At 65.4% G+C, this 16,747-nt stretch carries 16 protein-coding genes; 12 read left to right on the top strand and 4 right to left on the bottom strand.

Annotation, left to right across the window (positions count from 1 at the left end):
* Positions 1 to 136: 136 nt before the first annotated feature.
* Positions 137 to 1,090: a thioredoxin-disulfide reductase gene (gene trxB / locus ACF8LI_RS17225; RefSeq protein WP_016445763.1), complete on the bottom strand. Its 954-nt coding sequence runs from the start codon at positions 1,088 to 1,090 to the stop codon at positions 137 to 139.
* A gap of 260 nt (positions 1,091 to 1,350) precedes the next feature.
* On the opposite strand from trxB, the gene ACF8LI_RS17220 reads away from it, so the two are divergent.
* From ACF8LI_RS17220 to ACF8LI_RS17210, 3 genes are all read left to right on the top strand, one after another.
* Positions 1,351 to 3,714: a DNA translocase FtsK gene (locus ACF8LI_RS17220; RefSeq protein ID WP_392413449.1), complete on the top strand. Its 2,364-nt coding sequence runs from the start codon at positions 1,351 to 1,353 to the stop codon at positions 3,712 to 3,714.
* A gap of 28 nt (positions 3,715 to 3,742) precedes the next feature.
* Positions 3,743 to 4,378 carry an outer membrane lipoprotein chaperone LolA gene (lolA, locus tag ACF8LI_RS17215; RefSeq protein ID WP_047217411.1) on the top strand — a complete coding sequence of 212 codons (636 nt, stop codon included), beginning with the start codon at positions 3,743 to 3,745 and terminating at the stop codon, positions 4,376 to 4,378.
* A gap of 167 nt (positions 4,379 to 4,545) precedes the next feature.
* Positions 4,546 to 6,072 (top strand): methyl-accepting chemotaxis protein, encoded by a 1,527-nt coding sequence (locus tag ACF8LI_RS17210; RefSeq protein ID WP_016445766.1) that lies wholly within the window; start codon positions 4,546 to 4,548, stop codon positions 6,070 to 6,072.
* On the opposite strand, the gene brnQ is transcribed toward ACF8LI_RS17210, so the two are convergent.
* A complete protein-coding gene (brnQ, locus tag ACF8LI_RS17205) occupies positions 6,059 to 7,372 on the bottom strand; it encodes a branched-chain amino acid transport system II carrier protein (protein WP_392413446.1) in 1,314 nt (437 codons plus the stop codon). The two genes, ACF8LI_RS17210 and brnQ, sit on opposite strands and share 14 nt — an antisense overlap.
* A 442-nt stretch (positions 7,373 to 7,814) precedes the next feature.
* On the opposite strand from brnQ, the gene ACF8LI_RS17200 reads away from it, so the two are divergent.
* Positions 7,815 to 9,122, top strand: coding sequence for a replication-associated recombination protein A (locus ACF8LI_RS17200; protein ID WP_017405196.1), 1,308 nt, complete (start codon positions 7,815 to 7,817; stop codon positions 9,120 to 9,122).
* Between the two features lie 38 nt (positions 9,123 to 9,160).
* Here ACF8LI_RS17200 and ACF8LI_RS17195 read toward each other — a convergent pair whose 3' ends face one another.
* Entirely contained in the window at positions 9,161 to 9,610 is a 450-nt protein-coding gene (locus ACF8LI_RS17195) for a helix-turn-helix domain-containing protein (RefSeq protein WP_016445769.1), read from the bottom strand.
* A 91-nt stretch (positions 9,611 to 9,701) separates the two neighbouring features.
* Here ACF8LI_RS17195 and ACF8LI_RS17190 point away from each other — a divergent pair, with 91 nt between their 5' ends.
* Both ACF8LI_RS17190 and ACF8LI_RS17185 read left to right on the top strand, forming a co-directional pair.
* Positions 9,702 to 10,430 (top strand): SDR family oxidoreductase, encoded by a 729-nt coding sequence (locus tag ACF8LI_RS17190; protein WP_016445770.1) that lies wholly within the window; start codon positions 9,702 to 9,704, stop codon positions 10,428 to 10,430.
* Positions 10,431 to 10,482: 52 nt separating this feature from the next.
* The gene (locus ACF8LI_RS17185; RefSeq protein ID WP_016445771.1) at positions 10,483 to 11,088 is read left to right on the top strand and encodes a 2-hydroxychromene-2-carboxylate isomerase; all 606 of its coding nucleotides are present in this window, start codon (positions 10,483 to 10,485) and stop codon (positions 11,086 to 11,088) included.
* An 8-nt stretch (positions 11,089 to 11,096) separates the two neighbouring features.
* Here the strand turns inward: ACF8LI_RS17185 and ACF8LI_RS17180 are convergent, their stop codons facing one another.
* Positions 11,097 to 11,444: a GFA family protein gene (locus tag ACF8LI_RS17180; protein ID WP_392413444.1), complete on the bottom strand. Its 348-nt coding sequence runs from the start codon at positions 11,442 to 11,444 to the stop codon at positions 11,097 to 11,099.
* A gap of 305 nt (positions 11,445 to 11,749) precedes the next feature.
* Between ACF8LI_RS17180 and ACF8LI_RS17175 the strand changes: the two genes are divergently transcribed.
* The 6 genes from ACF8LI_RS17175 (at position 11,750) to ACF8LI_RS17150 (ending at position 16,737) form a co-directional block, all read left to right on the top strand.
* Positions 11,750 to 12,679 (top strand): branched-chain amino acid ABC transporter permease, encoded by a 930-nt coding sequence (locus tag ACF8LI_RS17175; protein WP_016445773.1) that lies wholly within the window; start codon positions 11,750 to 11,752, stop codon positions 12,677 to 12,679.
* 10 nt (positions 12,680 to 12,689) lie between these two features.
* Entirely contained in the window at positions 12,690 to 13,769 is a 1,080-nt protein-coding gene (locus ACF8LI_RS17170) for a branched-chain amino acid ABC transporter permease (protein WP_016445774.1), read from the top strand.
* A gap of 17 nt (positions 13,770 to 13,786) precedes the next feature.
* Positions 13,787 to 14,581: an ABC transporter ATP-binding protein gene (locus ACF8LI_RS17165; protein ID WP_016445775.1), complete on the top strand. Its 795-nt coding sequence runs from the start codon at positions 13,787 to 13,789 to the stop codon at positions 14,579 to 14,581.
* A gap of 3 nt (positions 14,582 to 14,584) precedes the next feature.
* Positions 14,585 to 15,331, top strand: a complete 747-nt coding sequence (locus ACF8LI_RS17160; protein WP_392413442.1) for an ABC transporter ATP-binding protein — start codon at positions 14,585 to 14,587, stop codon at positions 15,329 to 15,331.
* 252 nt (positions 15,332 to 15,583) lie between these two features.
* Positions 15,584 to 15,946: a DMT family protein gene (locus ACF8LI_RS17155; protein ID WP_016445777.1), complete on the top strand. Its 363-nt coding sequence runs from the start codon at positions 15,584 to 15,586 to the stop codon at positions 15,944 to 15,946.
* A 143-nt stretch (positions 15,947 to 16,089) separates the two neighbouring features.
* A complete protein-coding gene (locus tag ACF8LI_RS17150; protein WP_016445778.1) occupies positions 16,090 to 16,737 on the top strand; it encodes a DUF47 domain-containing protein in 648 nt (215 codons plus the stop codon).
* The last annotated feature ends 10 nt before the right edge of the window (positions 16,738 to 16,747 follow it).

Genomic DNA, 16,747 nt, shown 5'->3' with positions numbered 1-16,747 from the left:
AGGCGCGCTTCAAATTCAGCAAAGCCACGGATTATAGCGTCTTCATGAGAAAAGCCCCTGGGCCAGCCAATCACGGCGGCAGCCAGGGGCTTTTGCCGCCCTGCACGAGGGCAGGGCGGGCGGGATGGCATCCCGCTTATTCCTGCTCGAGGAAGCGCTGGGCGTCCAGCGCGGCCATGCAGCCCGTGCCGGCGCTGGTGATGGCCTGGCGGTAGACATGGTCCTGCACGTCGCCGGCCGCGAACACGCCGGGCACGCTGGTCTGGGTGGCGAAGCCCTTGAGGCCGCCCTGGGTGATGATGTAGCCGGTCTCGTCCATCTCCAGGTGGCCCTTGAAGATCTCGGTGTTGGGCGCGTGGCCGATGGCGATGAAGCAGCCCTGCAGCTGGATGTCCTCGGCATGGCCATCCTGGGTGCTCTTGATGCGGATGCCGGTCACGCCGGACTGGTCGCCCAGCACCTCGTCGAGCACGAAGTGGGTCTTGAGTTCGATCTTGCCGGCACGGACCTTGTCCATGAGCTTGTCCACGAGGATGGGCTCGGCCTTGAACTTGTCGCGGCGGTGCACCAGGGTGACCTTGCTGGCGATGTTGGACAGGTACAGGGCTTCCTCGACGGCGGTGTTGCCGCCGCCGACCACGCACACGGGCTGCTCGCGGTAGAAGAAACCGTCGCAGGTGGCGCAGCCCGAGACGCCGCGGCCCATGAAGGCCTCTTCGGAGGGCAGGCCCAGGTACTTGGCCGAGGCGCCCGTGGCGATGATCAGGCTGTCGCAGGTGTAGGTGCCCGAGTCGCCGGTCAGCGTGAACGGACGCTTGGAGAAATCGACGCTGTGGATGTGGTCGAACACCACCTGGGTCTTGAAGCGCTCTGCGTGCTCCAGGAAGCGCTGCATCAGTTCGGGGCCCTGTACGCCGTTCACGTCCGCAGGCCAGTTGTCCACTTCCGTCGTCGTCATCAGCTGGCCACCCTGGGCCATGCCGGTCACCAGCAGCGGGTTGAGGTTGGCGCGCGCGGCGTAGATGGCGGCCGTGTAGCCGGCAGGGCCGGAGCCGAGGATCAGGACTTTGGCGTGTTGCGTAGAAGACATGGATGCAGTTCTTGAAAAAGGCGCACGCCGGCAGTCGGCGTGCAGAAAAAAGATACATCGGGCACAGCCATGGAGTATCGCTCCGCAGCCGGGTTCCCGTTGCCATGCGGATCAATGGCCCGGATTGTCAAAAATGATCGGCATGGCGCCGTCATGCAGCGGCGTCATGTTCTGTTGCAAGTGCTTGCATTACGCTAGCAGGCCGTCCTGGCTGTTTTTGCGGCCAGCCCGAGGGGGCTGGGGTAAGCTCCCGCCTGCGTATGACCTACTCATTGAACGCTCTGAACGCTTCCACATCCGCCAAGGGCAAATCCAAGTCTGCGGCGCGCCCCGGCATGGTGGCGCGCTTCGGCCATGAAATGCTTCTGTTGGCGGGGCTGCTGGCCCTGGTGTTCTGGCTTGCCTCCATGTTCAGCTACTCGCCCCAGGATCCAGCGTGGTCCACCTCCGGGGCGGGACACGCGCGCCTGGTCGCCAACTGGATGGGCCGCGTCGGAGCCTGGCTGGCCGACGCCTGCTATTTCGGCTTCGGCATGTCGATCTGGTGGCTGGTGCTGGCCTCGGTGCAGACCTGGATGTCTTCCTTCGCCCGCTGGCTGCGGGGCGGCGTGCCCCGCGATGGCGTGCAACTGCCGCCGCTGTGGCGCCGGCGCCTGCGTTTCTGGGGTGGCCTGCTGCTGCTGCTGGGCGCAAGCTGCGCGCTGGAATGGACGCGGCTGTACCGCTTCGAGAGCGTGCTGCCAGGCCCTGCCGGCGGCGTCTTTGGCTACATGCTGGGCTACCACAGCCTGCAATGGCTGGGCTTCATGGGTTCGGGCCTGATCGGCATCTGCGTGGCCGTGATCGGCCTGGCCATGGTGTTCCGCTTTTCCTGGGGGCATCTGGCCGAATCCATGGGCGCACGCCTGGATGGATGGGTGCATTTCCTCTTCGCGCGCCGCGAGAAGGCCCGGGACGAGGCAGCAGGCCGCCGTGCCGCGCGCGAGCGCGAAGAGGTGTTGCAGGAAGAGCGCACGGAAAGCGCCGTGCAGCACCCGCAGCCCGTGCAGATCATCGAGCCCGTGCTGCAGGAGGCGGCAGCCCCCAGCGTGCGCGTGGTCAAGGAGCGCCAGAAGCCGCTGTTCTCCGAATTGCCCGACAGCAAGCTGCCCCAGGTGGACCTGCTCGATGCGGCGCAGCAGCGCCAGGAGAGCGTCTCGCCCGAGACGCTGGAGATGACCAGCCGGCTGATCGAAAAGCGCCTCAAGGACTTTGGCGTGGAAGTGCATGTGGTGGCCGCCATGCCCGGCCCCGTGATCACGCGCTACGAGATCGAACCGGCCACGGGTGTCAAGGGTTCGCAGATCGTGAACCTGGCCAAGGATCTGGCGCGCTCGCTGTCCCTGGTGTCCATCCGCGTGATCGAGACGATCCCCGGCAAGAACTTCATGGCGCTGGAGCTGCCCAATGCCAAGCGCCAGTCCATCCGCCTGTCCGAGGTGCTGGGCTCGCAGGTCTACCACGACGCCAAGAGCATGCTGACCATGGGCCTGGGCAAGGACATCGTGGGCAACCCGGTGGTGGCCGATCTGGCCAAGATGCCGCACGTGCTGGTCGCCGGCACCACGGGTTCGGGCAAGTCGGTGGGGATCAACGCCATGATCCTGTCGCTGCTGTACAAGGCCGAGGCGCGCGATGTGCGCCTGCTGATGATCGACCCCAAGATGCTGGAAATGTCGGTCTACGAAGGCATTCCTCACCTGCTGTGCCCCGTGGTCACCGACATGAAGCAGGCCGCCAATGGCCTGAACTGGTGCGTGGCCGAGATGGAGCGCCGCTACAAGCTCATGAGCAAGCTGGGCGTGCGCAATCTGGCGGGCTACAACACCAAGATCGACGAGGCCAAGGCGCGCGAGGAATCGATTCCCAACCCCTTCAGCCTCACGCCCGAGGAGCCCGAGCCGCTGCAGCGCCTGCCGCACATCGTCATCGTCATCGACGAGCTGGCCGACCTGATGATGGTGGTCGGCAAGAAGATCGAGGAGCTGATCGCGCGCCTGGCCCAGAAGGCCCGCGCGGCCGGCATCCACCTGATCCTGGCCACCCAGCGCCCCAGCGTGGACGTGATCACCGGCCTGATCAAGGCCAACATTCCCACGCGCATCGCCTTCCAGGTCAGCAGCAAGATCGACAGCCGCACCGTGCTCGACCAGATGGGTGCCGAGTCCCTGCTTGGCATGGGCGACATGCTCTACATGGCCAGCGGCACGGGCCTGCCCGTGCGCGTGCACGGCGCCTTTGTGTCCGACGAGGAAGTGCACCGCGTCGTGGGCTACCTCAAGGAGCAGGGCGAGGCCGACTATATCGAGGGTGTGCTCGAAGGCGGCACGGCCGAGGGCGACAGCGAGTTCGGCGCGGAGTCCGGCGACGGCGGCAACGGCGAGAAGGACCCCATGTACGACCAGGCCGTGGAAGTGGTGCTCAAGGACCGCAAGGCCAGCATCTCGTATGTGCAGCGCAAGCTCAGGATTGGTTACAACCGCTCGGCCCGCCTGCTGGAAGATATGGAAAAGGCGGGCCTGGTCAGCGGTCTCACGGCCAGCGGGCAGCGCGAAGTGCTGGTGCCGGCGCGCGCCGGGGAATGAGCCCGCATTTCGCAATCATGGAGAAAGAATGAAACGTCTGTTGACTGCAGTTGTGATCGCGGCAAGCGCGACGGCCTCGTGGGCCGATGGCCTCAAGAGCCTGGAAGCCTTCATGAAGAATTCCCAGGCCGGCCGCGCCGAATTCACCCAGGCCGTCACGGCCCCGTCCAAGGATGGCCAGCCGCCGCGCACCAAGAACTCCAGCGGCCAATTCGAATTCCAGCGTCCCGGCAAGTTCAGGTTCGTCTACACCAAGCCGTTCGAGCAGACCATCGTGGCCGACGGCAAGACGCTGTGGCTCTATGACGCCGACCTCAACCAGGTCACGCAGCGCGCGCAGGCCCAGGCCCTGGGCAGCACGCCTGCCGCCATCCTGGCGTCGGCCAGCGATCTCAAGGCGTTGAGCGCCGACTTCGATCTGCAGTCCGCGCCCGAGCAGGATGGCCTGCAATGGGTCCAGGCCAGCCCCAAGGACAGGAACGGCCAGCTCAAGAGCGTGCGCGTGGGCTTTGCAGCCGATGGGCAGCTTTCGGCGCTGGACATTCTCGACAGCTTTGGCCAGCGTTCGCTGATCCGCTTCAGCAAGCTGCAGACCCAGGCATCCCTGCCGGCCTCGACCTTCGAGTTCAAGGTGCCTGCGGGCGCCGACGTGCTCAAGCAGTAATCCACCGCTGCACAGGACGGCCCTTCAAGAACCTCACACGCTGCGGTGCGCAGTTTGTGAGGTTTTGTAATGGTTTTGCCTAATATCGCCGGGACAATAGCGGCCTGCGGCCAGCGACTGTTTCGACGTCCCTTCGAGGACATGCTGGCCGGCTCTCGCATGTCTTTATGAACCTCAGTCGCAAGTTGCCGCTCGCCATTGCCATGGCGCTGCTATTCACCCTGGCCGCCGGATTCTTCGGCCTCTGGTCGGCCCATCAATCCCTTGGCGTCTTTCACGGCGACGTACAGCGCCACATGGCCGCAGAGCGCCTTGCCGCAGAAGTGGAAGGCCACTTCAAGACCCAGGTCCAGGAATGGAAGAACGTGCTGCTGCGCGGCTCGGACAACGCGCTGCGCGAGCGGCACTGGAAGGGCTTTCTGTCCGATGAGCGCGCCGTGCAGGACAAGACCACCGCCTTGCTGGCCCTGGTGGAAGACGCCGCCCTGCGCGAGATGGCCCAGCGCTTTGTGGCACAGCACCGCAAGATGGCCGAGGGCTATCGCGTGGGCCTGGACAAGTTCGAGGCCACGGGCTTCGACCCCTCCGTGGGCGACATGGCCGTGCGCGGCGTGGACCGCGAGCCGGCCGAGCTGCTGTCCCAACTCAAGGCAGGCATCGCTGCCCAGAGCAAGTCCGTGGCCGACGATGCCTACAGCAGCGGCAGGCGCGCCACGGAATTGAGCCTGGCGCTGATGCTGGTGGCGGCCGTGGCCGGCGTGGCCATTGGCTGGCTCATCACCCGCGCCGTGGTGGCACCGCTGCGCAGCGCGGTCCGGCTGGCCGAGAACGTGGCCCGTGGCCATCTGACCAATGCCATAGCGAGCGGCGGCCGCGACGAGCTGGGCCAGCTGCTGCGGGCGCTGGGCGCCATGCAGGAACAGCTGCGCAGCATCGTCGTGGAAGTGCGCGGCAATGCGGAGCAGGTGGCATCCGCCAGCTCGCAGATCGCAGCGGGCAACAGCGACCTGGCCCAGCGCACCGAGCAGCAGGCGTCGGCCCTGCAGATGACGGCATCCTCCATGGACCAGCTCGACTCCACCGTGCGCGGCAATGCCGATCACGCAGAGAAGGCCAACCTGCTGGCTTCGTCCGCCAGCGACATTGCCACGCGCGGCGGCGATGCCATCTCGGCCGTCGTGGGCACCATGCGCAGCATCCAGGATGCGTCCGAACGCGTGGTCAGCATCATCGAGGTGATCGACGGCATTGCCTTCCAGACCAACATTCTTGCGCTCAACGCGGCCGTGGAGGCCGCACGGGCCGGCGAGCAGGGCCGGGGCTTTGCGGTGGTGGCCGCCGAGGTGCGCACGCTGGCCCAGCGCAGCTCGGGTGCGGCGCGGGAGATCCGCGACCTGATCCAGGCCAACGCCCAGCGCGTGGCCCTGGGCGCCCAGGAGGTGGACAGTGCGGGCGCGACCATGGCCTCGGTGCAGGAGGCGATTGCCAAGGTCTCGCGCATGATCGGCGCCATCAGCCATTCCAGCGGCGAACAGAGCGCGGGCGTGAGCCATGTCAACAGCGCCATCGTCCGCATCGAGGAAGGCACCCAGCAGAACGCCGCGCTGGTGGAGCAGACCAGTTCGGCCGCCGAGAGCCTGCGCAAGCAGGCCCATCAGCTGGTCGAACTCATGTCGAGGTTCAGGACGGCTTGAACGCGGCGGCGGGCGCAGGGCGCAGCCGGTCGTGGAGGGCGGCCAGCACCAGGGTCGCGGCCACGGGCAGGGCCCAGCCCATGCCGTTGCCCGGCAGGCTGTTCAGGAACGCGGGCAGCCAGTCCTGCCAGCCGGCAGCCCTGGCTGCATCGATGAGACCAAACAACAGGGCCACGGCCAGCACCGGTGCGAACACCCGCTGCGCATTGCGCCACAGGCCAGACAGCAGGCTCAGCACCACCAGGGCGATGGCCAGCGGGTAGATGCCCACGAGCACGGGTCCGGATACGGCGATCAATTGGGCCAGGCCCTGGTTGGACACCAGAATGCAGGCCAGGCCGATGGCCACCACCACTGCACGGTAGGGCAGGCGCAGCATTTGGCTGAAGTAGGCGCCGCAGGCACTGACCAGGCCCACGGCCGTGGTCAGGCAGGCCAGGGAGATCACCACGGCCAGCAGCAGGCTGCCGATGGGGCCGAAGGTGTGATCCACATAGCGCGTGAGGATGAGCACGCCGGTCTGTGCCTGCGGGGCGATGGACTGGCTGGTGGCGCCCAGATGGATCAGCGACAGATACACCATGCCCAGTCCGACGGCGGCGATCACGCCCGCGAGGATGGCGTAGCGCGTCTGCAGGCCGGTATCGGAGATGCCGCGGTCACGGATGGCGTTGACGATGACGATGCCGAAGGCCAGCGCCCCCAGCGCGTCCATGGTCTGGTAGCCCTCCAGGAAACCTTCGGTCAGCGGCGACACCAGGTAGTCGCCACTGGCCCTGGTGGCCTCCCCGGCCGGCAGCAGCACGGCGGCGGCGCCCAGCACCACCAGCGCCAGGATCAACACGGGCGTGATCAGCTTGCCGATGTTGTCGATCAGCTTGCCCGGGAACAGGGACAGGCCCATGACCAGGGCGAAGTACACGGCAGAGTAGATGAACAGGGCTGTGCTGCTGTGGCCCATGAAGGGCGCAAAGCCCATCTCGAACGACACCGTCGCCGTGCGCGGCGTGGCGAACAGCGGCCCCAGGATGAGATAGATCAGCAGGCCCAGCACCATTCCGGCCTTGCGGCCCACGGGCGAGGTCAGTGCGTCCATGCCGCCGCCCACGCGCGCCAGTGCGACCACCGTGAGCAGGGGCAGGCCCACGCCCGTCAGCAGGAAGCCCGTGGCCGCAGCGGCCGCGTGCTCGCCGGCGCCCTGGCCGACCATGGGCGGAAAGATGATGTTGCCCGCGCCGAGGAACAGCGCAAAGGTCATGAAGCCTAGGGCGATCAAGTCCCTGGTCTTGAGTGTTTGCATGGATGCAGAAATGAAAAGGCCCCGCATTGCCGCATGGCAGGCGGTTCCGTAAACGGAGGGAGGCGCGGGGTTGGAAGGCTGCGATGACGCAGGCCCGAAGGTCGCGCGCGGATCGCGCGGCCGGCTCCGCAAAGGGCAGCATTTTAGGGCTGCGGCCCGAAGCAGGTGTGAAATGTCAGTGATTGCTCTTGATGGGGTGCATGCAAACAATCCATGTCGTTTCAGTGACATGCCTGGAGGCGATGGCCATATTCCCATCTGAAGATCAGGAGTTTCAGTCCACGGCCGACATCAGGCATCAAGGCCTGGCGCACCTGCGCCAGCCATGGCGTGGACAATGGCGCCATGGTTCTGCAACTGCATCTGTTCCTCTTGGCGAAGAATCCGCAACACGGGCTACCGCACCTCGCGTGCGGGGAGCGGCCTTCGAGAGAGCTGTCCCATGGCTGATCTGTTCACCCAGGAGCCCTCCGCACCACTGGCCGAAGCCCTGCGGCCCAAGACCCTGGACGAGGTCGTGGGCCAGTCCCACCTGCTGGGCGAAGGCAAGCCGCTGCGCCTGGCCTTCCAGTCGGGCAAGCCGCATTCCATGATCTTCTGGGGGCCACCCGGCGTGGGCAAGACCACGCTGGCCCGGCTCACGGCCACTGCCTTCAAGTGCGAGTTCATTGCGCTGTCGGCGGTGTTCTCCGGGGTCAAGGACATCCGCGCGGCCATGGAGCAGGCCCAGCAGAACCTGGCCATGGGCAGGCACACCATCCTGTTCGTGGACGAGATCCACCGCTTCAACAAATCCCAGCAGGATGCGCTGCTGCCCTATGCGGAAAGCGGCCTGGTGACCTTCATCGGCGCCACCACGGAAAACCCGTCCTTCGAGGTGAACTCGGCCCTGCTGTCGCGCGCACAGGTCTATGTGCTGCAGTCCCTGACCGACGAAGAGCTCAGGCAGCTGCTGCAGCGCGCGCAGGAAAAGGCCCTTGGCGGCCTGCAGTTCGACGACTTGGCGCGGGACACCATCATCGGCTATGCCGATGGCGACGCCCGGCGGTTCCTGAACCTGCTGGAGCAATGCCAGACGGCGGCGGGCGCTGCAGGCGTCACCCGGATCGATGCCGAATTCGTGCAGAACGCGCTGACCTTGAATGCCAGGCGCTTCGACAAGGGGGGCGACAACTTCTACGACCAGATCTCGGCCCTGCACAAGTCCGTGCGCGGCTCCCATCCCGATGCGGCGCTCTACTGGCTCACCCGCATGCTCGACGGCGGCGCCGATGCGCGCTACCTGTCGCGGCGCATCGTGCGCATGGCCTGGGAAGACATAGGCCTGGCCGATCCGCGCGCCATGCAGATCGCCAACGATGCGGCCCTGACCTACGAGCGCCTGGGCAGCCCCGAAGGCGAGCTGGCCCTGGGCCAGGCCGTCATCTATCTGGCCATGGCTCCCAAGAGCAACGCCGGCTACAACGCCTACAACAAGGCCCGGGCCTTCGTGAAGCAGGACAGGAGCCGCGAGGTGCCCGTGCACCTGCGCAACGCGCCCACCAAGCTCATGAAGGAGCTGGGCTATGGCCATGAATACCGCTACGCGCACGACGAGCCCAACGCCTACGCGGCCGGCGAGACCTATCTGCCCGAGGGCATTGCGGAGCCGGGCTGGTACCAGCCCGTGCCACGGGGCCTGGAGATCAAGATCGGCGAGAAGCTGGCCGTGCTGCGCAAGTGGGATGAAGAGGCTGGCGGCGGCGCATAGCCGAATCCCGTGAGAGCAGGCCGGGGCTGGAGCCAGGGCTAGGCGCCCGGGCCGGGCTCCACCGTCACATCCCGCGCGTGCAAGGGAGCGTGGCAGTGCGAGCAGACGATCAGGGGATCGAACGTGTGGCCGCACACCGAATGCCGGTGCAGCAGGGGCCGGCCTTCCTCGCCGGACATGTGCACATCGCCCCAGTGCACGATGGCCATGACCACGGGATGCAGGTCCAGTCCCTTGGACGTGAGGCGGTACTCGTGCCGCACCGGCGCCTCCTGGTAGGCCACCTTCTTGAGCACGCCGGCCTCGACCAGCCTGGCCAGCCTGTCCGACAGCATGGGGCGTGAAATGCCCAGGCGCCCCAGGAATTCATCGAAGCGGCGCACTCCCAGAAAGCAGTCGCGCAGCACCAGCAGCGTCCAGCGGTCACCGATGACCGAGACCGTGCGTGCGATGGAGCAGCGCTCCTCTTCCAGTTCGTTCCATTTCATTGGGCAGTTCCCCGCTTGACGGGTTCAGATTTTAAACCTACCGTGCATAAAGTTCAAAAAATGAACTGACTTCTTCATCCACGGAGATTCCATGACCGACAAGAAAGCCATCCTCGTCATCGGTGCCGGTGACGCCACGGGCGGGGCGATTGCCCGGCGCTTTGCGCGCGAAGGCTATATCGCCTGCGTCACCCGCCGCGATGCCGACAAACTCCAGCCGCTGGTCGAGCAGATCCGCGCTGCTGGGGGTGAAGCCCATGGTTTTGGCAGCGACGCGCGCAAGGAAGAGGAAATGGTGGCCCTGGTGCAGAAGATCGAGGCCGAGATCGCACCCATCGAGGTCGCCGTCTTCAACATCGGCGCCAACGTGCGCTTCGGCATCACCGAAACCACGGCGCGCGTCTACTTCAAGGTCTGGGAGATGGCCTGCTTCGCCGGCTTTCTGATGGGGCGGGAGGCGGCCAGGGTGATGCTGCCGCGCGGCCGGGGCACCATCATCTTCACGGGTGCCACGGCCAGCCTGCGCGGGCGCGAGGGCTTTGCCGCGTTTGCCGGTGCCAAGCACGGCCTGCGCGCCCTGGCGCAGAGCATGGCGCGCGAACTCTGGCCCAAGGGCATCCATGTGGCCCATCCCGTGATCGATGGCGCCATAGACACCGAATTCATCCGCAGCAATTTCCCCGAGCGCTATGCCCTCAAGGAGCAGGGCGGCATCCTCAATCCCGAGCACATTGCCGACCTCTACTGGCAACTGCACCAGCAGCCGCGCGACGCCTGGACGCACGAGACCGAGATCCGTCCCTGGATGGAGCCGTGGTGAGCCGCCTTGCCTTATCGCATCGTCACTTCCTCCCACTCCCGCAGGCCACGCCATGAACACCAAGGTGCAATTTCTCTTCGACTTCGGCAGCCCCAACGCCTATCTCTGCCACCAGGTCATTCCCCGGATCGAGGCGCGCAGCGGCATCCGCTTCGAATATGTGCCTGTCCTGCTGGGAGGCCTGTTCAAGCTGGCCAACAACCGCTCCCCGGCCGAGGCCAATGCCGACATTCCCAACAAGCGCGCCTATGAGGCGCTGGAGCTGCAGCGCTTCGTGCACAGGCACAGCCTCACGCGCTTCCGGATGAATCCTCACTTTCCCGTGAACACCCTGCAGATCATGCGTGGGGCCGTGGCCGCCCAGGACATGGGCTGCTTCGAGCGCTATGTCGATGCGGTGTTCTCCAGCATGTGGGAGAAGGGCTGCAAGATGGACGATGCCCAGGTGATCGGCACCGAGCTGTCCGGTGCGGGTCTGGACGCCCCAGCCCTGATCGCCGCAAGCCAGACGCCCGAAGTCAAGGCCCGGCTGCTGGCAAATACCGAGCAGGCCTTCCACCGTGGCGCTTTCGGATCGCCCACCTTTTTTGTTGGCGACGAGATCTACTTCGGCAAGGACCGCCTGCGCGATGTGGAGGAGGAGGCGCTGCGGGCCTGAAGCCAGCCTCAGGCCGACCGTCCGTCGTAGCGCGTGATGCGCAAGGCTTCGGCATCCACGCCTTCCAGGCAGCGCACGTTGACTGCCGCCATGTGCCGGCCCTTGGGATCGGTGGCTTCGCCGAAAGGGTGGATGCCGCAGGTCGGGCAGAAGCGGTGCTGGATCAGATGCCGGTGGAAGGTGTAGGAGCGCATCTGATCCTCGGGCGTGCTCAGCTGCAGCTGTTCGCGAGGCACGAACCACATGAGGGCGCCCTTGCGCGCGCAGATGGAGCAGTTGCAGGCCATGACCTGGGTGAGTTCGCCTTCCACATCGAAAGCGATGCCGCCGCAGTGGCAGCTGCCGTGGTATTTCATCGGGGTTCTCCGTGGCCACCGCTTGCTGGCGGCACTGCCGTTGATGGTAGGAGTTCATGCTGGCTGCGGCAAATTGCTGCAGTGCTACATAAGAGCGCGTGGCTTGTAAAGCCTCGGGAAACCCCGCTGCAACAAGGCGTTGCAGGCCACCGGGGGGTGCCTAGAATCGCCCATCCCCTGCGGCTTCCTGATCACAAGCCGGGATGCGGCAGGAGAGCTTCCACCACCATGGCATTGCTGGCTCCGTTCGTTTGGATGCGAGGCACGCTGAATGTCTCCATCCTGAGCAAAAGGGGAGAGCGCATATGGACATACTGCTTCAGCAGGTCATCAACGGATTGGTCCTGGGCAGCATGTATGCCCTGATCGCCCTGGGCTACACCATGGTGTACGGCATCATCCAGCTCATCAACTTCGCCCATGGCGAGGTGCTCATGGTCGGGGCGCTGACCAGCTGGAGCTGCATAGGCCTGATGCAGGAGGCCATGCCGGGAGCACCGGGCTGGCTGATCTTGCTGCTGGCGACGGTGATCGCCTGCGTGGTGGCCGCCGCACTGAATTTCGTGATCGAGAAAGTGGCCTACCGGCGCCTGCGCAGCAGCCCGCGCCTGGCGCCCCTGATCACGGCCATCGGCGTCTCGCTGCTGCTGCAGACGCTGGCCATGATCATCTGGAAGCCCAACTACAAGGCCTATCCCACGCTGCTGCCGAGCACGCCCTTCGAGATCGGCACGGCGGTGATCACGCCCACCCAGATCCTGGTGCTGGTGGTCACGGCGATTGCGCTGGCTGCGCTGACCTACCTGGTCAACTACACCAAGCTCGGGCGCGCCATGCGGGCCACGGCCGAGAATCCGCGCGTGGCGGCCTTGATGGGTGTCAAGCCTGACATGGTGATCTCTGCCACCTTCATCATCGGCGCCGTGCTGGCGGCCATCGCGGGCATCATGTACGCCTCCAACTACGGCACGGCCCACCACACCATGGGCTTTCTGCCGGGGCTCAAGGCCTTCACGGCGGCCGTGTTCGGCGGCATCGGCAACCTGGCGGGCGCCGTGGTCGGCGCCATGCTGCTGGGGCTGATCGAGTCCATTGGCTCGGGCTACATCGGTGATCTCACGGGTGGCGTGCTGGGCAGCCACTACACCGACATCTTCGCCTTCATCGTGCTCATCATCATCCTGACGCTGCGCCCCTCGGGTCTGCTGGGTGAGCGTGTGGCCGACCGCGCCTGAGGAGAGACGCATGAACAGCAAGAAGACCGTGCAATGGATCCTGGGCGGACTGGCGCTGCTGGTGCTGCCGCTGGTGCTGCAGTATTTCGGCAATGCCTGGGTGCGCATCGCCGACCTGGCGCTGCTCTATGTGCTGCTGGCACTGGGCCTGAACGTGGTGGTGGGCTACGCGGGCCTGCTGGACCTGGGCTATGTGGCGTTCTACGCCGTGGGCGCCTACATGTTCGCGCTGATGGCCTCGCCGCATCTGGCGGAGACCTTCGAGGGCTTTGCCGCCATGTTCCCGGACGGGCTGCATACCTCCATCTGGCTGGTGATACCGCTGGCGGCGCTGCTGGCGGCCATCACGGGGATTTTGCTGGGCATTCCGGTGCTCAAGCTGCGCGGGGACTACCTGGCCATCGTCACGCTGGGCTTCGGCGAGATCATCCGCATCTTCATGAACAACCTGGACCAGCCGGTCAACATCACCAATGGCCCCAAAGGCATAGGCCAGATCGACTCGGTCAAGATCCTGGGGCTGGACCTGGCCAAGCGCCAGGAGATCTTCGGCTACGACATCAGCTCGGTCACGCTGTACTACTACCTGTTCCTCTTCCTGGTGCTGGTCAGCATCGTGATCTGCTGGCGCCTGCAGGACTCGCGCATAGGCCGCGCCTGGATGGCCATCCGCGAGGATGAGATCGCCGCCAAGGCCATGGGCATCAACACGCGCAACATGAAGCTGCTGGCCTTCGGCATGGGCGCCTCTTTTGGCGGTGTCTCGGGCGCCATGTTCGCGGCCTTCCAGGGCTTCGTCTCGCCCGAGTCGTTCAGCCTCATGGAGTCCATCATGATCGTGGCCATGGTGGTGCTCGGCGGCCTGGGCCATCTGCCCGGCGTGATCCTGGGTGCGGTGCTGCTGTCGGCGTTGCCCGAGGTGCTGCGCTATGTGGCCGGTCCCCTGCAGCAGATGACCGATGGGCGGCTCGATGCCTCCATCCTGCGCCAGCTGCTGATCGCGCTGGCCATGATCGTCATCATGCTGATGCGTCCGCGCGGCCTGTGGCCGTCGCCCGAGCATGGCAAGAACCTGCCGCACCAGTCCTGAGCATGGAGAAACCGCAGATGGCGAATACGGCAGACAACAGCTCCAGCGCTCCGGTGCTCAGGGTTTCGGGCATTTCCAAACGCTTCGGCGGGCTGCAGGCGCTGTCCGATGTGGGTATGACCATTGGCCGGGGCCAGGTCTACGGACTGATCGGACCCAATGGCGCGGGCAAGACCACCTTCTTCAACGTGATCACGGGCCTGTACACGCCCGACAGCGGCAGTTTCGAGCTGGCCGGCAAGGCCTACGAGCCCACGGCCGTGCACAAGGTGGCCAAGGCCGGCATTGCGCGCACCTTCCAGAACATCCGGCTGTTTGCCGAGATGACGGCGCTGGAGAACGTGATGGTCGGGCGCCATGTGCGCACGCACTCGGGCCTGATCGGCGCGGTGCTGCGCACGCGCGGCTTCAAGGCCGAGGAGGCCGCCATCCGCGCGCGCGCCCGTGAATTGCTGGACTACGTGGGCATCTCCAAGTACGCGGACTTCAAGGCCCGCACGCTGAGCTACGGCGACCAGCGGCGCCTGGAGATCGCGCGGGCCCTGGCCACCGACCCGCAGCTGATCGCGCTGGACGAGCCGGCCGCCGGCATGAATGCCACCGAGAAAGTGCAACTGCGCGAGCTGATCGACCGCATCCGCCGCGACCAGCGCACCATCTTGCTGATCGAGCACGACGTGAAGCTGGTCATGGGCCTGTGCGACCGCGTCACCGTGCTCGACTATGGCAAGCCCATTGCCGAAGGCACGCCGGCCGAGGTGCAGAAGAACGACAAGGTGATCGAAGCCTATCTGGGCACGGGAGGACACTGAACCATGGGCGAGCAAGAGCAAGACAAGGGCGCGTCCCCTCCGGTGCTGCTGAAGGTCGAGGGCCTGAAGGTGGCCTATGGCGGCATTCAGGCCGTCAAGGGCGTGGACTTCGAGGTGTGCCAGGGCGAGCTGGTCTCGCTGATCGGCTCCAACGGTGCCGGCAAGACCACCACCATGAAGGCCGTCACGCGCAGCCTGCAGATGGCGGACGGCGATGTCCACTACCTGGGCCGCAGCATCCGGGGCGTGGGCGCCTGGGATCTGGTGGCCCAGGGCCTGGTCATGGTGCCCGAAGGGCGCGGCGTGTTCGCGCGCATGACCATCACCGAGAACCTGCTCATGGGCGCCTACACGCGCAACGACAAGGCCGGCATTGCCGCCGACATTGAGCGCATGTTCGGCATCTTCCCGCGGCTGAAGGAGCGCCGTGACCAGCTGGCCGGCACCATGTCGGGTGGCGAGCAGCAGATGCTGGCCATGGCGCGCGCGCTGATGAGCCAGCCCAAGGTGCTGCTGCTGGACGAGCCCTCCATGGGCCTGTCGCCCATCATGGTGGACAAGATCTTCGAGGTGGTGAGCGACGTGCACGGCCTGGGCGTGACCCTTGTGCTGGTCGAGCAAAATGCCAGCCGTGCGCTGGCGCTGGCCGATCGCGGCTATGTGATGGAGTCCGGCCTGATCACCATGACGGGGCCTGGCCAGACCCTGCTCAGCGACCCGCGCGTGCGGGCTGCCTATCTGGGCGAGTGAGCGCCACGGCTGCCGTGAGCGCGGGGATGGATGGAATGCCCCGTGCCACTGACGGGATATGGCAAAAATATGACGATTTGATGAAGATTCATCAAGCGTCGATCGATGCGAGACTTTGCGTATTTGTGCGATGGAATGGGTTATTCGAGGAAATTCGCGCAAAAAGGCAATTTTTGGAAAGAAATCGAAAATCCGCCCTGCCCAGTGCCGGACGCGATAATTTGGGTTTCCCCGCGTCGGGCTGCACATCACATGAACTGGCTCCAACACATCCCCGTCGGGCTGCAGACCGTGGTGCTGCTGGCCATGAGCAATGTCTTCATGACCTTCGCCTGGTATGGCCACCTGAAGAACCACGCCTCGTCGCCCTGGTACGTGGCAGCCCTTGTCAGCTGGGGCATCGCGCTGTTCGAGTACCTGCTGCAGGTGCCCGCCAACCGCATAGGCCACACGCAGTTCAGCGTGGCGCAGCTCAAGATCATCCAGGAGGTGATCACGCTGGCGGTGTTCGCGCCCTTTGCCGTGCTCTACCTGAACCAGCCGCTCAAATGGGACTTCCTCTGGGCCGGGCTGTGCATGGTGGGCGCGGTGTACTTTATTTTTCGCAGCGGCTGACAGGGCGGCGCGCCGGCGCGCAAAAACGCGCCTGGGACTCAAGAGTACACTTCGCCCCGTTCAAGCCGGGAAGCCATGCCAAGCATCCGCAATGTGACGCAGTGAGTCGCCTGGTTCCCCCTGTTTCCCGGTAAGGAGCATTCATGCTTTTTGGCAAGTTATTGCCGCGCGAAGGCAATTTTTTCGAGATGTTCAACCAGCATGCCGATCGCATCGTCGAAGCCGCGCATGCCTTCTCGCAGCTTGTCGCCAACTACAACGATCCTCATCTTCGCGAGAAGTACAACGAGGACGTGAACAACGCCGAGCGTGCCGCAGACCGCGTGACGCACGACGTCACCAAGGCGCTGCACAAGACCTTCATCACGCCGCTGGACCGCGAGCACATCCACTCGCTGATCAACACCATGGACGACGTGGCCGACCTGATCCAGGACTCGGCCGAGACCATGGCGCTGTACGACGTGCGCCACATGACGGAAGAGATCACGCGCCTGACGGACCTGTGCGTGCGCTGCTGCGAGCGGCTGCGCGATGCGGTCAAGCTGCTGTCGCGCATCTCCGATCCCTCGGTGGTGGACGCGGCGATGAAGACCTGCGAGGAAATCGACCGTCTCGAATCGGACGCCGACCGCGTGATGCGCTCGGCCATGAGCAAGCTGTTCCGCGAAGAGCCCGATGTGCGCGAAGTCATCAAGCTCAAGGCCATCTACGAGCTGCTGGAGACGGTGACCGACCGCTGCGAGGACGTGGCCAACCTGATCGAGGGCATCGTCCTCGAAAATTCCTGAGCCCTCGCGG

This window comes from Delftia sp. WSY_12 (assembly GCF_043104645.1).
Classification (GTDB): Bacteria; Pseudomonadota; Gammaproteobacteria; order Burkholderiales; family Burkholderiaceae_C; genus Comamonas; species Comamonas tsuruhatensis.
This window is presented reverse-complemented; position numbering and strand designations above follow the sequence as displayed.